The sequence below is a fragment of the [Rhizobium] kunmingense genome (assembly GCF_977018605.1).
The window spans coordinates 681,534-702,804 of sequence record NZ_CDRNXG010000001.1; the positions used below are offsets into that span (position 1 = coordinate 681,534).

Genomic DNA, 21,271 nt, shown 5'->3' on the forward strand with positions numbered 1-21,271 from the left:
ACAACTTCGAATTTTAATCTACGACATTCCAGAAAATCGGGAAGCCGGGGTCGAAGACAGTGATGTCGCCGGCGCCCGTATCCCGCTTAGACGGAAACGTAACCTGTGCGTCCTGCTTCTCGAGCGTGATGGTTTCCTCGTTCGGTTGCAGGCCGTACCAGGCGGGACCATTGAGCGAGGCGAAGGCTTCCAGCTTGTCGAGCGCATTGTCCTGCTCGAAGACGTGGGCAAGGCAGCTCATCGTGTTGATCGAGGTATAAATGCCGGCGCAACCGCAGGCGCATTCCTTCAACGGATCGACATGCGGTGCGGAGTCGGTGCCGAGGAAGAACCGAGCATCGCCGGACGTCGCGGCGGCGCGCAGCGCCAGACGATGGCTCTCGCGCTTGGCAACCGGCAGGCAGTAATAATGCGGACGAATGCCGCCGACGAGGATATCGTTGCGGTTGATGATCAGGTGATGCGTGGTGATCGAACCGGCAAGGTTCGCCTTGGACGACTTGATGTAGTCGATACCGTCCGAGGTCGTGACATGCTCCATCGTCACCTTGAGTTCAGGCAGGCGCCGGCGCAGCGGCTCCAGCACGGTCTCGATGAAGACGGCTTCACGATCGAAGATATCCACCTCGGGCGTCGTTACCTCGCCATGAACGCAAAGCGGCAGACCGATCCTGGCCATACGCTCCAGCACCGGCATCGCCTTTTCCATGTCGCGTACGCCACCATGGGAATTGGTGGTGGCACCGGCCGGATAAAGCTTCACGGCATTGATGAGACCGCTCTTCCTGCCCTCCTCTACATCGTCCGGATTGCTGTGTTCCGTCAGATAGAGGGTCATCAGCGGTTCGAACCTATGCCCATCCGGCAAGGCAGCCATGATGCGGCTGCGATAGGCAGCGGCGTCTGCCGTTGTCACGACCGGCGGAACAAGGTTCGGCATGATGATGGCGCGGGCGAAGTGACGGCTCGTATCGGCAATCACGCCTTCCAGAACCGCGCCGTCGCGCAAATGCAGGTGCCAATCATCCGGGCGACGAATCGTGAGCGTTTTCATGAAGCTGTTCCGATGGGGTTTTCAGGGTGCTTCCGATTAGCACCAAACCGCGCAGCAAGACAATGTCGGCGCACACAGATGCCAGCCTCGGCAGCGATATCGAAAAGTTCAATCACGCGAGCGCGGCAATGGTCAGTTTCACGATATCGTGCAGCGCAAGGGAGCCGGAAACCGCATTTCCAAGGCAGGGAGACGGAACAAGCGCCGGGTTGCGGCGTTCGTTAATCAGTCTGAACGTGATTTGATTCGGAGAAGAAAGAATGAAATCCCGGCTTCTGAAAGTCAACAAGGGTTTTGCGATTACCACAGGTGCAGCTGTCGCGCTTCTTGCGCTGACTGTAGCGCCGAGTGCGGAAGAGCGGACGAACCTTGTCCTCACCGCCGCAATGCAGAGCGACTGCGACCGGTTGGCAGGCAGCCCGTATGACCAGCAGCGCAATGGCGACTTCGAGCCGGTCGGCATTGCCGAGATCGGAAGTCAGGCCGTAACCGCCTGTCGCACGGCATTCGACGCCACCGGCAACCCCCGTTTTGCCTACCAGCTTGGCCGCGCGCTCAACAGCATCGATGAGCCGGATCAGGCGATGTCTGCCTATGACACGGCGGTCAAGGACGGCTACGCGGCAGCGATGGTCAATTACGGCATGCTGATGGGCCGGCTGGGCGACGACAAATCCGAATTTGACCTTTACCAGCAGGCCGCTGCGAGCGGAAACACGCTTGCCGCCTACAATCTCGGCGTCGCCTACCGCGATGGCCTCGGCACCAATCCTGACGTCAACAAGGCGCTCGAATGGTTCGAGAAGGCTGCCGCGGGCGGTGATGACACGGCGGCGTTCAATATCGGCTCGATCTATGACGAAGGCACGCTGGTCGATGCCGACGACCAGACCGCGATTGCCTGGTACGATCTTGCCGCCCAGCGCGGCAACACGGATGCGATGATCAATCTCGGCATCATGTACGAGACGGGCGAAGGCATTACGGCAAGCGCGGAGAAGGCTGCGGAAATGTATCGCCGGGCCGCCGAGAAGGGCGACATGTTCGGCGCCTATAAATACATGCAGTTCCAGGACATGGGCGTTGTCCCCGCCCCCAGCCAGGAGGGTGTGGAGGGCGTCAACTCGCTGGTGCTGAAGCATGGCGATGTGGAAACGCCGGTCAAGGCCGCTCGCGAAATCTAGGTCAGACGATATCGCCTGCGGACGGGCCCCAGACATCGGTCATGGCAAAACCGTCCGCCAGCGGGTCAAACGGATCAAGTGCGACCTGATGCAGGCCGAAAGTGAAGCCGCGGCCGGCGATGGTCGGTATGATCGCCGGCTTTCCCGCAACCTCGGTCTCCGCCGACAGGCCGACTTCGAACTGGGTGCCGATGATGGAGCGCGACAGAAACATGTCGCCGACCTTCACCTTGCCGCGTGCGTGCAGTGTCGCCAGATTGGCGGAATTGCCGGTACCGCAGGGAGAGCGATCCGCCCTGCCAGGCCACATTGTCGTGCAGGTGCGCACGGTGCCGTCAGCTTCCGTGTCGCGAAACATCACATAGGCGACGCCGGAAATCGCCGGAATTTCCGGGTGGACAACCGGGATCTGTCGATTGATGAGGTCCTTCAGGACCATACCGGCCTGGACGAGTGCCGCCGCATTCTTCTTTTCGATCGTCAGGCCGATCTGCGAAACATCCACCAGACCATAGAAGATTCCGCCATAGGAGATATCAAACGTGATCTCGCCCCATTCCGGCGTCTGGAGCTTCAGGTCGAGCTCGTGAACGAAGGACGGCACCATGGTGAGCTTGACCTTCTCGCAGCGGCCATCGCGGCATGTGGCAACGGCGCGGACGAGACCTGCGGCCGTTTCCAGCACAACGACCGTTTCCGGCTCCTTCATCTCGACGATGCCGGCCTCCAGAAGCGCGGTCGTGGCGCAGATGGAATTCGAGCCGGAACTCGCATGCGCCTGATCCGGCTGGAGAATGATGAAGGCGGCATCCGCTTCGGGATGCTTCGGCGGCAGGAGAAGATTGACGGAACCGATCGGCGTGCCGCGCGGCTCAAGACAGAGGAAGCGACGAAGCTCCTGCCCCTTCGGATCGGAATTCATCCAGGCAAGCTGCTCGGCGACCGTGTTGCCAGGGATTTTCGGCACGCCGCCGATCGCCACACGGCCGATTTCACCTTCCGCATGGACATCCAGCAACTGGATCGTGCGCTTCCATCTCATCCGCCGACACTCCGCATCAACCGCGGTGCATACGGCACGCGCGACAAACTTCATTCACAGGTGCGGACTGGATAGCGCAAGGCTTGCGTCGTGACTATCGGGAGAAAACGAAGATCGTGATGAATTTGCCGTATCGGCCAAACAGCGGAGGCCCAAAGGTCGACCATGGATCTTTCGATCCAGTTAAGCCGTCATTTTTTAAGATAGAGAGAAATGGCGCACCCGAAGAGATTCGAACTCCCTGTCGAGGCCTCGCAACACCTGATTTCATTGGGTATCAGATCGCCAATTTAGTTGGCTGTGTACCAATCGAGCGTACTACTGTCAACGGTCGGCACGAGGCTCCATTAAACACTTATGTCTGAAAAAGGCAGCCAACTCTTATTCCGCGCGGCGCGCTCCTTGACACTAAGCCGACCTAAGCGTTCTATCGCTGTGCATTCAAGTTCAGGGCCAAAGCGTGATAGAAGCAGTTCGCTATAAAAATTTTAAACGTTACCAAGACACAGCCCTCGATTTAACCAAACCGCTGACAATTCTCGTGGGGCCAAACAGCTCGGGTAAATCATCTCTTATCAAAGGGATTCTAGCATTCAAGCAAACCTACGCTGACCCTTCAGATCATGCCGGATTCATCGCGCAGGGACAGTACGTCGATATCGGTAACTTTGTTGAATACTCAAAAAACCACGATTTAAAGCAGCCAGTAACATTCGTATTTGAAGTGAAAGCCTCACTTCCAATGATATACGGGAGCGTACGATCTGTATTCATTGAGATAACGCACGAAAACGACCCGCAGACTAGCCATGGTCGAGTCGTTTTTTACGGGCTCTATGCTCCGTTTGACGATCAAGAAATCACAATAGACAATTACCAAGAATGCAAGATATCTATCAACTTTAAAAGAATGAATAAAGTTGATGAAAGCTTTAGAGCAAGCATATCTCGACATTTATTTGATGCAGTACTTAGACGTTACAGACACATTTCTCAAACGTCATTTAGTTACGAAAAACTATGCAATCACTTCAAGGCTGCCGCGACTCAAGCTAAGCGCGACAACAAACGAGGGATGACATTCTCTCATGAACGGATGCAGGATCAAGTTTTCGAGATATGTTACGCCATTGAGCGATTTATCCTATCGCCCATACATACGAGACTTTTCACGGCGTTGACCGAACAAACCTATGCTCTGGCATCTTTAAGAGAAAAGCCGGTGCGCTCGATGACGCTTACCGATGAGCGCCAAGTGGTCGGACCGACTGGCGAACATACGGCAGCGTGTTGATTGCCACTGAGAACTGACCCGGCGTTTCCACCGAGAATTGACCCGCTTGTTAGGTATGTTTCGGGTCTGCGGTCGTGGTCAAGTTCCTCGTTTTCTCCTTTGTCGTTTTGGTGTCGTGCGCAGAGCTGTTCTTGAAGCGGAAGCTGTCGTTTCCGGTTTCAAGGATGTGGCAATGATGGGTAAGCCGATCGAGCAATGCTGTGGTCATTTTGGCGTCGCCGAACACGCTGGCCCATTCACTGAAGCTGAGGTTTGTGGTGATGATGACGCTGGTTCGCTCGTAGAGTTTGCTGAGCAGGTGGAACAGCATCGCACCGCCCGACGCGCTGAACGGCAGGTATCCAAGCTCATCGAGGATGACGAGATCGGAGTGGACGAGCCGATTGGCGATCTGCCCAGACCGTCCTTGCGCCTTCTCCTGTTCCAGCGCGTTGACCAGTTCGACCGTTGAGAAGAATCGGACCCGTTTGTGGTGATGTTCGATGGCCTGAACACCTATCGCGGTAGCAATGTGTGTCTTGCCCGTGCCAGGGCCACCGACCAGAACGATGTTGTTTGCATCGTCCAGGAAGTCGCAGCGATGAAGCTGTTGCACGAGCGCCTCGTTGATCTCGCTGCTGGCGAAGTCGAAGCCGTTCAAATCACGATAGGCAGGAAAGCGAGCTGTTTTGAGCTGATAGGCAGTCGAACGAACTTCACGTTCCGCGGTCTCCGCCTTGAGGAGCTGCGACAAGATCGGAATGGCAGCCTCGAACGCCGGCGATCCTTGCTCAGTCAGTTCGCCGACGGCTTGTGCCATGCCGTGCATCTTCAGTTGCCGCAGCATGATGACGATAGCACCGCTTGCTGGATTATGACGCATGGCGGGCCTCCGTCTTTCTCAGGGCATCGTATCGTTCGACATTGGCCTTGGGCTCGTTGATGAGCGTCAAGGCTTGCGGCGCATCAATGGTCGGCGGCGTGAAGGATTTGCCGTCGACGAGGCGATGCAGCAGGTTCAGTACATGCGTCTTGGTCGGAATCCCGGACTTCAGTGCCATATCGACCGCCGACAGGACGGCCTGTTCATCGTGCTGAAGGACGAGCGCCAGGATATCGACCATCTCGCGGTCGCCACCCGGCTTCTTCAGGAGATATTGCTGCAAGGTCCGGAATGCGTCCGGTAGCTCGACGAATGGTGCACCATTGCGCAGAGCGCCGGGCTTACGCTGCACCACCGCCAGATAGTGCCGCCAGTCGTAAATGGTCTGTCCCGGTCGGTCATGGGAGCGATCGATGACGCGACGATGCTCGCAAACGATCTGTCCTTCCGCAGCAACCACGACACGATCCGGATAGACCCGCAGGCTCACCGGTCGATTGGCGAAGGACGCCGGGACGCTGTAGCGATTGCGCTCCAGATGGACGAGGCAGGTCGGTGAGACACGCTTGGTGTGTTCGACAAACCCATCAAACGGCCGGATAACGGGCATAAGCGCGCGTGCTTCCTCCGCCCAGATGTCGGCAATGGAGCCACGCATCTGGCCGTGTGGGGTCTGCGCCCAGATCTCCTTGCAGCGCTGCTCGAGCCAGTCGTTCAGAGCATCCAGCGATGGAAAGCGCGGCGTTGGCTGCCACAGACGATGACGCGCGTCCTGAACGTTCTTCTCGACCTGTCCCTTCTCCCAGCCGGAAGCCGGATTGCAGAACTCGGGTTCGAACAGGTAGTGGCTGGCCATCGCCTGGAAGCGGACGTTGACGTCACGCTCTTTGCCACGGCCGACCTTGTCGATCGCGGTGCGCATGTTGTCGTAGATGCCACGACCGGGGATGCCTCCGAACACGCGGAATGCATGGTTGTGGGCGTCGAAGAGCATCTCGTGGGTTTGCAGCAGATAGGCCCGCACGATGAAGGCGCGGCTGTAACTCAGCTTCGTGTGCGCCACCTGTAGTTTGGTGCGCTCGTTGCCGATGATGGCCCAGTCTTCCGACCAGTCGAACTGGAAGGCTTCACCGGGATCGAACGCCAGGGGCACATATGTCCCGCGACCCGTCGTCTGCAATTCCCGCTGCCGATCATCACGCCATTCCCGAGCAAATGCCGCCACCCGATTATAGGAACCCTCATAGCCGAGGCTCATCAGATCGGCATGCAATTGCTTCATCGTCCGCTTCTGTTTGCGGTTCTTCTTGGATTCGGTCTTCAGCCAGGCCGACAACCGATCTGCAAACGGATCAAGCTTGCTCGGCCGCTCCGGCACCTTGAACTTCGGCTCCACGCCGTCCAGGCGAAGGTATTTGCGAATGGTATTCCGGGATAGGCCGGTCCTGCGGCAAATCTCCCGGATCGATAGATGGTCTCGAAAATGCCAGCGTCGGATCACGCTCAATAACGCCATGTCGATCACTCCATAGCCCCCGCTGAAAACATGCGAGGGAAGGTTGGAACATGGGTCAATTCTCAATGGAAATATCAGGCCACGCCGGGTCAGTTCTCAGTGGAAATCAACAGTTCCCTGTCAATCGGCGCGGAATGTTGACCCCTTATCGGCGTCCAATATTCACCCCCTGTAGGCGATCAGCGCTTGGCCTGCCCGGCGCTGGCCGTGGTTGCAGAGGGTAGGCCAAGTGCGGGTGATGGGTGTCTTCGGCTTTAGCTTTGAGAGCGGTTCTTGAAGCGCCAGGACTCGTTTCCTGTTTCCACGATCTCGCAGTGATGGGTCAGGCGGTCGAGGAGTGCTGTCGTCATCTTGGCATCACCAAACACAGACGGCCATTCGCCGAAGGCAAGGTTCGTCGTGACGATGACCGAGGTGCGCTCGTAGAGCCTGCTGATCAGGTGGAAGAGGAGCTGACCTCCGGCCTGCGCGAACGGCAGATAGCCGAGTTCGTCGAGGATGATGAAGTCGAGGCGCGTAAGGTAATCGGCCATCCGACCTTGCTTGCCGTTGCGCGTTTCCGTTTCCAGGCGATTGACCAGATCGACGACATTATAGAAGCGCCCACGCGTCCCGTTACGGATGAGCGCACGGGCAATCGCGATGGCCAGATGGCTCTTGCCTGTTCCCGTGCCGCCGACGAGAACGACATTGCGCTGATCGGCAACGAAGGTGCCGGTGGCCAGTTCTCGGACCAGGGATTCATTGATGGGCGTATCTGCAAAATCGAAGTCGTCAATGTCTTTCGCCAGCGGCAGCTTGGCGATGGTGAGTTGGTAGCGAATGGAGCGTGCCTGTTTCTCGGCGATCTCCGACTGCAGGAGGTCCCCGACAATATGCGGCGGCTCGTGCTGCCGTTTGATCCCATTGCCCATGACCTCGTCGTAGGCGTTACGCATTCCATAGAGCTTCAGCGTGCTCATCAGTTCGAGAACCTGTGTACGTTCCATCAACTCACCCTCCTGAGCCTGTCGTAACGGGCGCAGTCGGCGACCGGCTCATGGGCAAGCCGTAGCGCATCCGGGATTTGCAGGGTTGCTGCGGGAGCCGGATCGCGGCTTCGCGCCAGAATGTTGATGATCACCGAGGCCGAGCAGACACCGTGATCGAGCGCTTCCTGGCAGGCAGCCTCAACGGCTGTGAGGCCATCGGCGGGAACGCATCCGAGTATGGTGACCATCTGCCGATCACCATCATCGACGCTCTTCAGTCGCCTGCGGACCTTCTCCATAGCGGCTGGCAAAACCCATTCGCGGAAGGGAGCGCCGTTGCGCAAGGCACCGGGTTTGCGAGCGAGGACAGGGACATAGTGCCAGGGATCATAGACGGTATCGCCACGGCCGAAGCTGCGCCGGTGTTCAGCGACCGTCACACCATCCTGCTTGATGACGATCCGATCCGCATAGGCATGAACCTCGACAGGGCGGCCGACGGCAGTCGACAGGACCGAGTATTTGTTGTTGTCGAAGCGGACAGTGCACGTCTTCGACACCGAGGCTGGAACGCAATGGAAACCGTCGAACGGGCCAACATAATGCACAAGGCACCCACGCTCGGCCTCGAACATCTGCCAGATCGTCTGCGCCGTCTGTTCAGGATGGCTATGGGCCTTGGCATAGGCAACACATTTGTCGAGCAGCCAGACATTCAGTTCCTCCAGGCTTTTGACCCTGAGGCGCGGCGTGAAGAACCGTTCGCGCACAAGGCCGACCTGGTTCTCGACCTGTCCTTTCTCCCAGCCGGATGCTGGCGTGCAGGCTACGGGGTGGACGAGATAATGGCTGCACATCTGCAGGAAACGGCGATTGTAGAGCCGTTCCTTGCCGATAAAGACAGCTTCCACCGCCGTCTTCATGTTGTCGTAGATGCCGCGCGTGCAGGTGCCACGGAAGAAGTCGAAGGCCTTGTCATGGGCGTCGAAGACCATCTCCTGGCTCTCACGCATATAGGCCCGCGCGAACATCATCCGGCTGTGGCAGAGCCGGACATGGGCAACCTTCACCGTCGTCGTCACGCCCTGGATCAGGATGATCTCATGGCTCCAGTCGAACTGATAGGCCTCACCGGGCGCATAATAGAGCGGCACGTAGGCCTCGGCCAATACAGCCCCTCGATCCTTCGACCATCCCTTCGCATAGCGCCGGATCGCATCATAGCTGCCGTCATAACCCAGCGCCCGAAGCTCTTCGTAAATCCGGATCAGCGTCAGCCGCTCGCGAGAAGGCTTGCCTTCGTTCGCGGCCAGGAAGCGCTCGATCTCAGCCTTCCAGGCCCCGGTCTTCGGCAGTGGCTGCCGTTCGCGCTCGTAGGAAAAGTCGGTCTCATCGGATCGCAGTATCTTGCGCACGGTGTTGCGGGAAACATGCAGCTCCCGGACGATCCTCTTCACCGACCAGCCCTGCACATGGAAGGCTCGACGAACACGCGCAATCGTATCCACTCGCTTCAACTCCCCCTCCATCCGCCAGCAAAAGACGGATGGTCAGACGAAACAGGTGGGGGGTCAAAATTGGACGCCGGTCACCCCGCCAGAGGGGTCAATATTCCACGCCGAAACACACTTTAGACGGCCTGCCCATCCCTCAAGCAAGATTGTTATCGACGTACCGCTGCCTGGCACCTGCTGTGCTGAGGTCTCGACAAATTCAGGAAAACGGGCAGCTACCGTATCAGCGCTGAAATCTCCCATGGACCGTCTCTCAAGCAACTCCGCGAGGTCGCCTGCTGCTCGGTCGAACTCAGTAAGGAGCCGCTGATAGGTTTCTTTGGTTACCCTCAGGTGCCGCGCCGCAAGTGCCCCATCCACCCATGAGCCGAGGCGGGCTGCGAGCTGTGAGTTTGCGTCTATCATCAGTGCGGCTCGTGGCGACTTCTGGAGGCGCTGGCTTTCTGCCTCACGCGCACGTCTACGCTCAAGCCAACGCCCCGCTTCGCCAGGGTCATCCTCTAAAGCCCGCTTGATAACCTGATACATCTCACCGGAGAGAGCGACGATCTGCTTAAGCGTCAGCGACACCGGGCCGTTTTCGAAGCTCAACCAGATACGGTCAAACTGGGCTTGGGCTTCTGGCGCAACTCTTTTGGCCTCTGCGGGTGACTTCGTTCGAAGTGATACCTTTATCTCAGCGCCGATGGTGAGGAACGAAGAATGGCCATCAATCGTAACGGTTACAGATTGCCCTTTTGCCGATGCAGTCAACCTTGCCGGAACGCGCTGGCGATACCAATAAACGCCTGTGACCGGATGCTTAAATGGGGAGGGCATTGCAAGGACCATGTGTGCCACCTTTGTGTATCAAAAGCGGCGAAGCAATAATCAGCAAAATCAGATTGTTATTCCCAATCAATGGGAAAGAGTGGCGCACCCGAAGAGATTCGAACTCCTGACCCCCAGATTCGTAGTCTGGTGCTCTATCCAGCTGAGCTACGGGTGCGTCTGTCAGCGGTGTGTTTCGCTGGCGTGGCGATCCTCTAAAGGGAGACTCAGAGGAATGCAAGCGCTTTTGGAAAATTAAATGTCATGCCATCGTCATTTTATTCTCAAGTAACTGTTTTAAAACGTTTATTTTAAATCACGCCCGAACACGGTAATCCTCGAGCGCCACGAGGCGATCGGGAATCTCGATGCGGAACTGCGTTCCTGGGCCCGGCTTTTCGACCAGCGCGATGGTGCCGCCATGGGCCAGCACCAGCTCGCGGGCGATGACGAGACCGAGGCCGGTGCCGCCGGAGCGAGCCGAGCCGCGGAATGCCGAGAAAAGGTTCTCACGCGCCTTGCGCGGCATTCCCGGCCCCGTGTCATCGATGGTGATGCTGACGACGCTGCCGAGCCTGTGCGCGGATATCGTGACGCTTCTTATCGCGTCGCGATCCTCCGGATTGTGGGTCAGCAGCGCCTGTACCGCATTCCGGCACAGATTGTGGACGACGCGGAAGATCTGCTCGCCATCGCAATCGACCTCCAGATCTTTCGAGATCTGATGCTGGAAATCGATACCCGCGTCGGGATCGATCGCCAGCATGTCACGGACTTCCTGGCAAAGATCGGTCAGGTTGATACGCCTGCGGCGCGGCGCCGCCTCGGAGGCCTGCCCGTAGGCCAGGACCTCGTTCGTATAGCCGACGGCGCGGTCGATCGTCCGCAGCAATTTGGGAGCGAAGCTTCGCACCATCGGGTCCTCGACATCGGTCAGTCTGTCCGACATCAGCTGCGCGGATGCCAGGATGTTACGCATGTCGTGATTGATCTTGGAGACGGCGAGACCGAGGTCGGCAAGGTTCTTCTGCTGTTTCAGCGTCCGCTGCAACTCGACCTGCATCGTCGCCAGATGGCGTCCGGCCACGGCAAATTCTCCCCGTGAGCGATCCGCAGAAAACACCCGCGACGGGTCATCCGGCTTTTCCGAAAAGAACTGCATGCTGTGGGCGATCCGGCGGATGGGCAAGATCATCATGCGGTTGATGGCGAGGAATATCAGGATGGCGGTGATCAGAGAGATGGCAAGCGAGATGAGAAACATCGTCTTCGAGTATTTCAACATATCCTTGCGCAGTGCATGGTCCGTCATGACCAATTCGATGATCATGTCACTGTCACCGACAGGCCCGTAGACGCGCATCACCTTATCCCCGCCGAAGACGAGCGTGTCGAGCGCATCGCGCATCGAACCGAGCAGCGATATGTTGGCGAGATCGTATTGCGCATCGATTTCCGGCGGAACTTCGGTTGCGGCCAAGAGCCGCGAGGTGTCGTCCTTGCGGAGGGCTATCACCTTGGTTCCGGTGGCGAGCAGCGTATCGTTCTGTACGGCGCGCGGAAGCTCGGCCGGCTGCAGGCCGTCGATGACGATGCCGGCAGCGGCTGCCGTATCGAGGCGATCGCGCAGCCAGTTCATGCGCATGCCGGCAACCGAAGGCATGAAAATGAGAATTTCCGCCAGCATGACGAATATCATCGTCAGCCACAGGAGACGTCCCGACAGACCTCGAAAGAGCGTCGGCATGGCTTCTGGGCCGGAAGCCTCCATCAACACTTCCTGACGGTCCGTGTTGCGAACCTCGCTGTCCATACGGATCTCCAGTTCCGGCAGAGGCTTTCGACAGCCCTTGCTCTTTGGCTATTTTATAGCGTCACCGACATTTGAACAGCCCCACCGACATGTGAAAGCTCGTGTCCCGCATTACAATTTGTTAATTCGCGGCAAATTTTTCCGGGACAGCCGCTTCAGCACACGGTGGATACTGGCAGCATACCGCAAATGCGGCGAATTTGCCCCCTCCGATTGACTTTCGGCCTCAACCTGAACTATATGCCCGCGCGCTCAAACGGCAGGCTGCCATAAGGCATGCCAGCGCGGATGCGCATTTCCGAAACGCTCTTGCCTCACAAGAGGCAATTCCCAAGAAGGGCCGCACACCGCGGTGTTAAATAAATGAAGCGTACCTACCAACCGTCCAAGCTTGTTCGCAAGCGTCGTCACGGCTTCCGCGCCCGCATGGCTACCAATGGTGGCCAGAAGGTTCTTGCTGCTCGTCGCGCACGCGGCCGCAAGCGTCTGTCGGCCTAAGGCCGACACGCCCGGATCGGGCAGTGACAACGAAGAAAAACGATAAAAAAACTGTCGGGCGGCTGAAAAGCCGGCCGCAGTTTCTTGCTGTTCGAAAAGGCGAAGCGCGCCGGGGCAGAACCTTTCTGCTCGAAGTTCTCGACCGCAACGAACCGGACGAGCCACCACGCGTCGGCTTCACCGTTACCAAGAAGCACGGCAATGCGCCCGAGCGCAACAGAATGCGCCGCCGCCTGAAAGAGGCCGTGCGCGTCTCTGCCGGATTTGCAATGCAAAGCGGACACGACTATGTGGTTGTCGCGCGCAGGGAGGTGCTCGGCATTTCCTTTTCGGAACTCACACAACAGCTTGCAGCGCGTATCGAAGGCAGGCACAAACCCAAGCCTGCCTCAGGAACATCTTCCAGGAAAGCATGATGGAAAAGAACCGCAATTACTTCATCGCGATAGGCCTATCGGTCGTCATCGTCCTTGCCTGGCAGTTCCTCTACATGAACCCGCGCATGGAAGCGCAGCAGCGCGCGGCGGAAGCCCAGCAGGCGCTGCAGGGTGAAAACCAGACATTCACGCCGGAAAGCCCGGGCGCCGCCACCTCCACCGGCAACCTGCCGGGTGCCGGCCAGGCCCAGGCAACCGCGACCCGCGATCAGTCGCTGGCGAAGTCCCAGCGCGTCGAAATCGACACGCCGGCCCTTGCCGGCTCGATCAGCCTGACCGGCGCACGCTTCGACGACCTGAAGCTTCGCGAGTACCACGAGACCGTGGACGACTCGAGCCCGATCATCACGCTCTTCTCGCCCGCTGACACGCGCGACGGCTACTTTACCGAAATCGGCTATGTCGGCAGCGAAACCAGCGGCCAGACGCCCGGCCCCGGCACGCAGTGGACGCTTGCAAGCGGCACCAAGCTGACCACGTCGACACCGGTCACGCTTACCTTCACCAACGACCGCGGCATCGTCTTCAACCGCACGATCTCGGTCGATGATCACTACATGATCACCGTGACCGACAAGGTGGAAAACCCCGGCGCGGAACCGGTCACACTGTCTTCCTACGGCCGCGTCACCCGTAACAACAAGCCGGTCACGCCGTCCGTCTGGGTCATCCATGAAGGCTTCATCGGCGTCATGGGCACCGACGGCAGCCTGAGCGAGCACACCTATTCCAACATCGAGGAAGAGGCGCTCAACAACCCGAAGGCAACCGGCGGCTGGCTCGGCATTACCGACAAGTACTGGGCAACGACGATCATCCCGCCGCAGTCGACACCGTACGAGTCGCGCTTCACCCACTTCACCGACGGCCAGCCGCGCTACCAGGCGGATTACAAGGGCGACGCCCTGACGATCCAGCCGGGCCAGTCGACCGAGCTGAAGAACATGATTTTCGCCGGCGCCAAGGAAGTTCCGCTCGTCGACCGCTACGCGGAAGAACAGGCCATCCCGCATTTCGACCTGCTGATCGACTGGGGCTGGTTCTACTTCATCACCAAGCCGATGTTCCAGCTGATGGACTTCTTCTTCCGTCACGTCGGCAATTTCGGTGTAGCGATCCTGCTGACGACCGTCGTCGTCAAGGCGATCTTCTTCCCGCTTGCCAGCAAGCAGTATGCCTCGATGGCCAACATGAAGCGCGTGCAGCCGAAGCTGGAAGAGCTGAAGGCAAAGCATGGCGACGACCGCATGGCCATGCAGCAGGCGATGATGGCGCTCTACAAGGAAGAGAAGATCAATCCGATCGCCGGTTGCTGGCCGGTGTTGTTGCAGATCCCGGTCTTCTTCGCGCTCTACAAGGTCATCTACGTCACGATCGAAATGCGCCATGCGCCGTTCTTCGGCTGGATCCAGGACCTTTCGGCGCCGGATCCGACTTCGCTGTTCAACCTGTTCGGCCTCCTGCCCTACGACGTGCCGCACTTCCTGCTGATTGGTGTATGGCCGATTGTCATGGGCATCACGATGTTCGTGCAGATGCGCATGAACCCGACGCCGCCGGACCCGACACAGGCGATGATCTTCACCTGGATGCCGCTGGTGTTCACCTTCATGCTGGCGTCCTTCCCGGCCGGTCTCGTGATCTACTGGGCGTGGAACAACACGCTTTCGGTTCTGCAGCAGGGCTTCATCATGAAGCGCCACGGGGCCAAGATCGAGCTCTTCGACAACCTCAAGGGGCTGTTCAAGCGAAAGCCCGCCGAAACGAAATAAAGCTTCGAGAACCCCGGCATCGTCCGGGGTTTTCTTTTGGCGGCACCAGACGGCAATTGCCCGCCAAGCCTTGACATTGGGCCGCAAAACCCGGATGCCCTTGGCCTTTCCCTATAGACCAACAAGACAGAAGCGTAGATGACCACCAACGACCGGCCCCATTTCGGCAAGCCATGGATCTTCATCCGCGGCGTGCCTTCGATGAAGTTCCTGCCCCCGGAAGGCCCGCTGGAAATAGCCTTTGCCGGCCGTTCCAATGTCGGCAAATCGTCGCTGATCAATGCGCTCGTTTCGCAGAAGGGTCTGGCGCGGACGTCCAACACGCCCGGCCGCACGCAGGAATTGAACTACTTCGTCCCCGACGGCTATTCCGGCCAGGAGGGCGACCTGCCGCCGATGGCGATCGTCGACATGCCCGGCTACGGCTATGCGGAGGCACCCAAAGACAATGTGGACGCCTGGACGAAGCTGGTTTTCGATTACCTGCGCGGTCGCGCCACATTGAAGCGCGTCTATGTGCTGATCGACAGCCGCCACGGCATCAAGAAGAACGACGAGGACGTGCTCGACCTGCTCGACAAGGCGGCCGTCTCCTACCAGATCGTGCTGACCAAGACCGACAAGATCAAGGAGCCGGCGGTTCCAAAATTGATCGCGGAGACGCTGGAAAAGATCCGCAAGCGCCCGGCAGCCTATCCGTTCGTGCTGTCGACATCGTCGGAAAAGGCCAAGGGGCTGGATGAACTGCGCGAGGCGATTGCCGAGGCGGTAACGACGAAAATCTGATATCTCAAAACATATCGCGAAAAGATCCGGCCGTTCTGCGAGAGAACGGCCGGATCTCGATGCAGGCAACAGGCTTGGGCAAACTGCACCTACATCTTGGGAAGCAGAACCTTGTCGATGACGTGAATGACGCCGTTCGACTGCTTGACGTCGGCGATGGTGACATGCGCGACACCCCCCATCTCGTCCGTCAGCGTGATCTTGCCCATGCTTTCCTTGGCCTTGAGGATGCAGCCGCCGACGGTCTTGACGTCATGCGTGCCCTTGTCGTCCTTGATCATCTTTTCGATGGCGCTGGACATGGCATCGGCTGCGACGACGTGACAGGTCAGGACCTTGGTCAGCTGTGCCTTGTTTTCCGGCTTGAGCAATGTGTCGACGGTGCCCTTCGGCAGCGCCGCGAACGCTTCATTGGTCGGTGCGAAAACCGTGAACGGCCCCTTGCCCTGAAGCGTTTCCACCAGACCGGCGGCCTTGACCGCCGCCACCAGCGTCGTGTGGTCCTTTGAGTTCATCGCGTTCTCGACAATGTTCTTGTCCTCGAACATGGCGGCGCCGCCGACCTTAGGATTGGCTGCGTGTGCACAGACGGCAGCTGCCGAGACGGCTGCGGCCAGGGCGAGCGTGCGAAATGCAGATTTCAACATTGATCTGTCCTCTTCCTCTTAAAGGATGCGAGCGCCCCGGCGCTGTCGCGCGCCTCCCAAGGCTTCACTCCTCCCGTCAACCGGGAACAGAACAAGGGACGAAAGATGGAGAGAAAGAGTTTCACGACGTCGAAGAAAAAGGCCGGCACGAATGACAGCGCTCGGTCCGGCCCGCTGGTTTGATCAGATATCTTCCGCCTTGCCGGATGCTATGACCGGCCCCGTGGGCTGGCCGGTCGGCGATCCTCCATAAGGCTCGACGCTCACGGCAAAGGTCACGCCGCCCGCCATGCGGGGGCGCATCTCGCTCGGAATATCGATCGTGCCCTCGCCGGTCTGCGGGAAGACGCCGAGCGAGATCGGCGCATCGCCGCCATCGGGCAGGAACCAGAGCTGAAGGGACCGCGCATCACCTGCGTCGGCGGCAACCGGCATCAGCTGCAATCGCCCGCTGCCGGTATCGTAACGCGCCATCAGGCTGATGGGCGATCCGACATCACCAGCCATATCCGCCACGAGAATACGCGCGGGAGCAGGCGCGCCAATCAACCCGGACTGAAGCGAGGCGTAGGTGATCATCGCTGCCATCGACACGAATGCCAGCCCGCGCCATAGGGGAAGCGAGTTCCACCAATGACCCGAGGCAGACAACTGCTGCTGGAAGGTCTTCCGGGGAAAAAGCCTCTCATCGATGCTGGCGAAAATCTTCGCGGGCGGCACCTCGTCCTGATACTCGCTGTCGAAGGCCGACAGGTTTTCCTGCCAATCCGCCACCATCGCCGCGAACGGCCGGTCATTCCTCATGCGCGCCTCGACCTTGCGCCGATCGCTTTCCGACAGGACGCCGAGGACATATTCTCCGGCCAAAAGCTGGTCGCGGGAGCGATCCCCCTCGCTTTGTTCCGGTTTGCTCATCGGTCGAGACACTCTCTCAGTTTCAAAAGGCTGCGCCGCAGCCAGGTTCGCATCGTATTGATCGGCACCGCATGACGATCTGCCAGTTCCTGATAGGTCAGGCCTTCGACATAGGCATTGCGGACTGCGACGGCGCGGTCAGAATCCAACTCCTCCATGCACCTGTCAATCCGCCTGCCCTCCCATTTCGTCGCGGCCGACTGTTCCGGGTCTGGAGAGGTATCCGCTATCTGCCAGTCCTCATCCAGACTTTCGCCCGCGGGACGACGCGCCCGCAGCACATCGATCGCGTGGTTACGGGCAATCGTCACGAGCCAGGCAACGGGATTTCGGCCCTCTGCGGCAAACCGTCCCGACCTCTGCCAGATCTTGACGAAGACCTCCTGCAAGGCATCCTCCGCGTCGCCGCGATCCTTGAGAATACGGAGGCAGACCGAAAAAAGTTTCGGTCCCGCTGCCGAATAGAGCTGCGAAAATGCAGCGCGGTCGCGCAGTGCCACCCGCCCGATCAGGGCGACGATATCGCTTTCGGATGCCAATTCCGCCTCCCGAGCGGCTCGATCGAGCACTGGATTTCCACTCTCGAACCACTACGCGCAAATCTTGCCACCAGATTGTTTCATCTGTCAAAAAGATGCGCTAAAAGGCCCCACCTTTCACGTGAGGGATTTTCATGACGACGTCCGACAGCGAACTTCAGGCCAAGCTTCTCGCCCAGGCACTGCCCTATATGCAGCGCTATGAAAACAAGACCATCGTGGTGAAATACGGTGGTCATGCCATGGGCGATACCGAGCTCGGCAAGGCTTTTGCCGCCGATATCGCGCTGCTGAAACAGTCCGGTGTCAACCCGATCGTCGTACATGGCGGCGGCCCGCAGATCGGTGCGATGCTGACCAAGATGGGCATCGAATCGAAATTCGAAGGCGGCCTTCGGGTGACCGACCAAAAGACGGTCGAGATCGTCGAAATGGTGCTTGCCGGTTCGATCAACAAGGAAATCGTCGCGCTGATCAACCAGACCGGCGAATGGGCGATCGGCCTCTGCGGCAAGGACGGCAACATGGTCTTTGCCGAAAAGGCGAAGAAGACCGTCGTCGATCCAGACAGCAATATCGAGCGCGTGCTCGATCTCGGTTTCGTCGGCGAGGTGGTGGAAGTCGATCGCACGCTGCTCGACCTGCTTGCCAAGTCCGAGATGATCCCGGTCATCGCACCGGTTGCCCCCGGCCGCGACGGCGCGACCTATAACATCAATGCAGACACCTTCGCCGGCGCGATCGCCGGCGCGCTGCATGCGACGCGCCTTCTTTTCCTGACCGACGTTCCGGGCGTTCTCGACCGCGACAAGAACCTGATCAAGGAACTGACCGTGGCCCAGGCTCAGGCGCTGATCAAGGACGGCACGATTTCGGGTGGCATGATCCCGAAGGTCGAGACCTGCATCGACGCGATCCGCGCCGGCGTGCAGGGCGTCGTCATCCTGAACGGCAAGACCGCCCATTCGGTGCTGCTCGAAATCTTTACCGAGCGCGGCGCCGGCACGCTGATCGTGCCGTGATTCCAGGCTCAGACATGATTTGATGAAGGCGCCGCGTGGCGCCTTTTTCGTATCAGCCGATCAGAAGCCCCAGAATGCCCGCAACAATCAGCAGGCAGCCGAAGAACTCCATCCGGTTCATCCGCTCGTGGAAAAGGAACCAGGAGGCCATGAAGGTGAAGACGAGCTCGATCTGGCCGAGCGCCCTGACATAGGCCACCTGTTGCAGCGTCATGGCGGTGAACCAGCAGGCGGAGCCGCAGACGCTGGCAAGGCCGACCAGCGAAGAGGTGCGCCATGTCTTGACCACCTGAACGATTTCTCGGCGATCCTTCAAGAGCATCCAGATCAGCATGAACAAAGTCTGGAATGTGGTGACGCAGGCGAGCGTGATGGCAGCCTGCATGACCGAATTGGGGCCCTCCAGCGACAACGAGGCCGAGCGGAAGGCGACGGAGGAAATGCCGAAAAGGCTGCCCGAAGCGATGCCGACCAACGCCGCTCGGCTGCCGAGCGCCGTCACCGTGTTTCGCCATGAGAGCGGCAGGCGCGCCATGGAAATCAGCATCACGCCCATGACGCCGGTAATGATCGCACCGATCGCCCCGAGCGTCAGCGTTTCCCCGAGCAGGATAAGGCCGAAGATGGCAGCCTGAACCGGTTCCGTTTTCGAGTAGGCCGTGCCGACGGCAAAATTGCGCAGCGAGAACGAGTAGACGAGCAGGATCGTCGCAAAAATCTGCGCAAAGCCACCGATGACGGCCCAGATCACGAAGGTCCAATGCAGGGCGGGAAACGCGTAGCCAAGGCCGTGGTGCAGACCGAGAACATAGAGGATCGCGATCGGGAAACCGTAGCCGAAACGCACGAAGCTGGCACCGCGTGTGCCAAGCGAGCCCTGCAGATGTTTCTGCAGGGCCGAGCGCAGGTTCTGCAGAAAGGCTGCGGCGATTGTGATGGGGATCCAGAGTTCCATCCCATCGGCGGTATCACGGCGGCCATTTCGCCGCCAAGGCCGATTGGCGGTGAAATGGGTCGTCTTTTGCGTTTTATTTGGCGGGCGCGCAGTGCATAAGCAAAGCATGGAAAAGAAACCCAAGACCGCTCCCGACGCAGCCGACTTCTCCCACGTCCGAGAGTGGGTCTTCGATCTCGACAACACGCTCTATCCGCATCACGTCAATCTCTTCGCCCAGATAGACGTGAACATGACGGCCTATGTGCAGGAATTGCTGCAGCTGGACCGGGATGCGGCGCGGGTGGTGCAGAAGCGCTATTACCACGAGCACGGTACGACGCTGCAGGGGCTGATGATCAACCATGGCATCGATCCGGACGGGTTTCTGGAGCGGGCGCATGCGATCGACTATTCGATCCTGCCGCCGGACCCGGAACTGGGCGAAGCGATCAAGGCGCTGCCCGGCCGCAAGTTCATCTTCACCAATGGCAGTGTGCCACATGCGGAAGCGGCCGCCCGCGCGCTCGGCATTCTCGACAATTTCGACGACATCTTCGATATCGTCGCCGCAGACTACGTGCCGAAGCCTGCCGGCGAGACCTATGACAAGTTCGCAAGCCTGCATCGGGTGGATACCTCAAGGGCGGCCATGTTCGAGGATCTGCCGCGCAATCTCACCGTTCCGAAGACGCTCGGCATGCGTACGGTGCTTTTGACGCCGCGCAATCTCGATGACGTGCTGATCGAGCGCTGGGAACTGTTTTCCGAGGAAGACGATCACATCGATTACGTGACGGATGACCTGGCCGGCTTCCTCAAGGGATTGCAGTCCGGCTGAGCGTGCCAAGCCGCCTACCACCATTACCAAGAGTTCATCCACATTACCGGAGTTTAAGTGGTCGCCAGAGCATGGCGGCCATATCTTGAGGTCATCGCAATAAGGGAAAGGAACCCCGTCGATGACCGCAAAGAAGATCGTTTTGGCGACCCTCGGTGCCGTGCTGGTCGCAGGAGCCGCCATCCCGGCATTCGCCGCACCGGACCGGCCTGACCGCGGCCCCGGCCATCGCGGAATGATGCGTGGCGCGATCATGCAGGACGTCACGTTCGTGCGCCTTCTGAAGACTGCCGATACCAACAAGGACGGCCGGATTTCCAAGGAAGAGGCAACTGCACGACAGGATGCCATGTTTGCCGAAATCGACGCAAACAAGGATGGAAGCATCACGCGTGGCGAGCTGCTCGATTACCGCATCGCCAAGCGCGAGGAATTCCGCAAGAACAATCCGCGCCCGGAAATGGCGGAGAACGACGAAGCCGGCCCGCGTGCCGAGCGCCCGGATGGCGAGCGTCCGCGCGGTGAGCGCGCCGATCGCGAAGATCGACGCCATGACCGCCCCCACAAGGCTCGCTTCGAGCGCCATGGCGATGGGCCGCGGATGGGTGGCGGACGGTTTTTCCGCATGGTCGACGAGGATCGTGACGGCAAGATCACCAAAGCCGAAGCCTCCGCCGCCAGCGACAAGCTGTTTGCCCGAATGGACACCAACAAGGATAGCGTAATCTCGATCGACGACCTGCCGGACCGCCCCCTCTAGTTCCCCGCCCCCCATTCACGGAACTAGTACCGGCTGTCCTCGGAAAAGGGTCCGCCTCTC

The 21,271-nt window shown here is 59.2% G+C and carries 20 protein-coding genes, 1 tRNA gene and 1 pseudogene; 9 read left to right on the forward strand and 13 right to left on the reverse strand.

Annotated elements, in window-relative coordinates; all coding sequences use genetic code 11:
* Nucleotides 1–13: 13 nt before the first annotated feature.
* Nucleotides 14–1,054: a dihydroorotase gene (pyrC, locus tag AC0JZ4_RS03435; protein ID WP_471885049.1), complete on the reverse strand. Its 1,041-nt coding sequence runs from the start codon at nucleotides 1,052–1,054 to the stop codon at nucleotides 14–16.
* Between the two features lie 260 nt (nucleotides 1,055–1,314).
* Between pyrC and AC0JZ4_RS03440 the strand changes: the two genes are divergently transcribed.
* On the forward strand, nucleotides 1,315–2,238 hold the full coding sequence (locus tag AC0JZ4_RS03440; protein WP_471885050.1) for a tetratricopeptide repeat protein: 924 nt from the start codon (nucleotides 1,315–1,317) through the stop codon (nucleotides 2,236–2,238).
* A gap of 1 nt (nucleotide 2,239) precedes the next feature.
* On the opposite strand, the gene AC0JZ4_RS03445 is transcribed toward AC0JZ4_RS03440, so the two are convergent.
* Nucleotides 2,240–3,280: a 4-hydroxyproline epimerase gene (locus AC0JZ4_RS03445; RefSeq protein ID WP_471885051.1), complete on the reverse strand. Its 1,041-nt coding sequence runs from the start codon at nucleotides 3,278–3,280 to the stop codon at nucleotides 2,240–2,242.
* Nucleotides 3,281–3,740: 460 nt separating this feature from the next.
* On the opposite strand from AC0JZ4_RS03445, the gene AC0JZ4_RS03450 reads away from it, so the two are divergent.
* Nucleotides 3,741–4,574 (forward strand): AAA family ATPase, encoded by an 834-nt coding sequence (locus AC0JZ4_RS03450; RefSeq protein ID WP_471885052.1) that lies wholly within the window; start codon nucleotides 3,741–3,743, stop codon nucleotides 4,572–4,574.
* Nucleotides 4,575–4,623: 49 nt separating this feature from the next.
* Here the strand turns inward: AC0JZ4_RS03450 and istB (AC0JZ4_RS03455) are convergent, their stop codons facing one another.
* The 7 genes and pseudogenes from istB (AC0JZ4_RS03455) to AC0JZ4_RS03485 all read right to left on the reverse strand — a co-directional run bounded on the left by istB (AC0JZ4_RS03455) (nucleotide 4,624) and on the right by AC0JZ4_RS03485 (nucleotide 12,018).
* Entirely contained in the window at nucleotides 4,624–5,436 is an 813-nt protein-coding gene (gene istB, locus AC0JZ4_RS03455) for an IS21-like element helper ATPase IstB (protein WP_094513296.1), read from the reverse strand.
* Entirely contained in the window at nucleotides 5,426–6,952 is a 1,527-nt protein-coding gene (istA, locus tag AC0JZ4_RS03460) for an IS21 family transposase (protein ID WP_471885053.1), read from the reverse strand. Before istA (AC0JZ4_RS03460) ends, istB (AC0JZ4_RS03455) begins: the two co-directional genes overlap by 11 nt.
* A 254-nt stretch (nucleotides 6,953–7,206) precedes the next feature.
* Complete coding sequence (gene istB / locus AC0JZ4_RS03465; RefSeq protein ID WP_471885054.1) at nucleotides 7,207–7,941, reverse strand: IS21-like element helper ATPase IstB; 735 nt, start codon at nucleotides 7,939–7,941, stop codon at nucleotides 7,207–7,209.
* A pseudogene (istA, locus tag AC0JZ4_RS03470) lies at nucleotides 7,883–9,440 on the reverse strand (IS21 family transposase). Before istA (AC0JZ4_RS03470) ends, istB (AC0JZ4_RS03465) begins: the two are co-directional and overlap by 59 nt.
* A gap of 54 nt (nucleotides 9,441–9,494) precedes the next feature.
* Nucleotides 9,495–10,268, reverse strand: a complete 774-nt coding sequence (locus tag AC0JZ4_RS03475; protein ID WP_471885055.1) for a DUF6538 domain-containing protein — start codon at nucleotides 10,266–10,268, stop codon at nucleotides 9,495–9,497.
* A gap of 80 nt (nucleotides 10,269–10,348) precedes the next feature.
* Nucleotides 10,349–10,425 (reverse strand) — tRNA-Arg (locus AC0JZ4_RS03480).
* Between the two features lie 138 nt (nucleotides 10,426–10,563).
* A complete protein-coding gene (locus AC0JZ4_RS03485) occupies nucleotides 10,564–12,018 on the reverse strand; it encodes an ATP-binding protein (RefSeq protein ID WP_471887773.1) in 1,455 nt (484 codons plus the stop codon).
* Between the two features lie 405 nt (nucleotides 12,019–12,423).
* Here AC0JZ4_RS03485 and rpmH point away from each other — a divergent pair, with 405 nt between their 5' ends.
* From rpmH to yihA, 4 genes are all read left to right on the forward strand, one after another.
* On the forward strand, nucleotides 12,424–12,558 hold the full coding sequence (rpmH, locus tag AC0JZ4_RS03490) for a 50S ribosomal protein L34 (RefSeq protein WP_109458303.1): 135 nt from the start codon (nucleotides 12,424–12,426) through the stop codon (nucleotides 12,556–12,558).
* A gap of 23 nt (nucleotides 12,559–12,581) precedes the next feature.
* The gene (rnpA, locus tag AC0JZ4_RS03495; protein ID WP_471885056.1) at nucleotides 12,582–12,974 is read left to right on the forward strand and encodes a ribonuclease P protein component; all 393 of its coding nucleotides are present in this window, start codon (nucleotides 12,582–12,584) and stop codon (nucleotides 12,972–12,974) included.
* Nucleotides 12,974–14,767: a membrane protein insertase YidC gene (yidC, locus tag AC0JZ4_RS03500; RefSeq protein ID WP_471885057.1), complete on the forward strand. Its 1,794-nt coding sequence runs from the start codon at nucleotides 12,974–12,976 to the stop codon at nucleotides 14,765–14,767. Before rnpA ends, yidC begins: the two co-directional genes overlap by 1 nt.
* Before the next feature lie 138 nt (nucleotides 14,768–14,905).
* A complete protein-coding gene (yihA, locus tag AC0JZ4_RS03505) occupies nucleotides 14,906–15,553 on the forward strand; it encodes a ribosome biogenesis GTP-binding protein YihA/YsxC (RefSeq protein ID WP_471885058.1) in 648 nt (215 codons plus the stop codon).
* An 89-nt stretch (nucleotides 15,554–15,642) separates the two neighbouring features.
* Here the strand turns inward: yihA and AC0JZ4_RS03510 are convergent, their stop codons facing one another.
* From AC0JZ4_RS03510 to AC0JZ4_RS03520, 3 genes are all read right to left on the reverse strand, one after another.
* Complete coding sequence (locus AC0JZ4_RS03510) at nucleotides 15,643–16,200, reverse strand: fasciclin domain-containing protein (RefSeq protein WP_471885059.1); 558 nt, start codon at nucleotides 16,198–16,200, stop codon at nucleotides 15,643–15,645.
* Nucleotides 16,201–16,383: 183 nt separating this feature from the next.
* Nucleotides 16,384–17,115, reverse strand: coding sequence for an anti-sigma factor (locus AC0JZ4_RS03515; protein ID WP_471885060.1), 732 nt, complete (start codon nucleotides 17,113–17,115; stop codon nucleotides 16,384–16,386).
* Nucleotides 17,112–17,654 carry a sigma-70 family RNA polymerase sigma factor gene (locus AC0JZ4_RS03520; RefSeq protein ID WP_471885061.1) on the reverse strand — a complete coding sequence of 181 codons (543 nt, stop codon included), beginning with the start codon at nucleotides 17,652–17,654 and terminating at the stop codon, nucleotides 17,112–17,114. The genes AC0JZ4_RS03515 and AC0JZ4_RS03520 overlap by 4 nt, the downstream gene beginning before the upstream one ends.
* A 134-nt stretch (nucleotides 17,655–17,788) precedes the next feature.
* Between AC0JZ4_RS03520 and argB the strand changes: the two genes are divergently transcribed.
* Nucleotides 17,789–18,676, forward strand: coding sequence for an acetylglutamate kinase (gene argB, locus AC0JZ4_RS03525; RefSeq protein WP_471885062.1), 888 nt, complete (start codon nucleotides 17,789–17,791; stop codon nucleotides 18,674–18,676).
* A gap of 52 nt (nucleotides 18,677–18,728) precedes the next feature.
* On the opposite strand, the gene AC0JZ4_RS03530 is transcribed toward argB, so the two are convergent.
* Nucleotides 18,729–19,631, reverse strand: a complete 903-nt coding sequence (locus AC0JZ4_RS03530; protein WP_471885063.1) for a DMT family transporter — start codon at nucleotides 19,629–19,631, stop codon at nucleotides 18,729–18,731.
* A gap of 106 nt (nucleotides 19,632–19,737) precedes the next feature.
* On the opposite strand from AC0JZ4_RS03530, the gene AC0JZ4_RS03535 reads away from it, so the two are divergent.
* Both AC0JZ4_RS03535 and AC0JZ4_RS03540 read left to right on the forward strand, forming a co-directional pair.
* Nucleotides 19,738–20,451 carry a pyrimidine 5'-nucleotidase gene (locus tag AC0JZ4_RS03535; protein ID WP_471885064.1) on the forward strand — a complete coding sequence of 238 codons (714 nt, stop codon included), beginning with the start codon at nucleotides 19,738–19,740 and terminating at the stop codon, nucleotides 20,449–20,451.
* 121 nt (nucleotides 20,452–20,572) lie between these two features.
* Nucleotides 20,573–21,211 carry an EF-hand domain-containing protein gene (locus AC0JZ4_RS03540; RefSeq protein WP_471885065.1) on the forward strand — a complete coding sequence of 213 codons (639 nt, stop codon included), beginning with the start codon at nucleotides 20,573–20,575 and terminating at the stop codon, nucleotides 21,209–21,211.
* Nucleotides 21,212–21,271 lie beyond the last annotated feature (60 nt).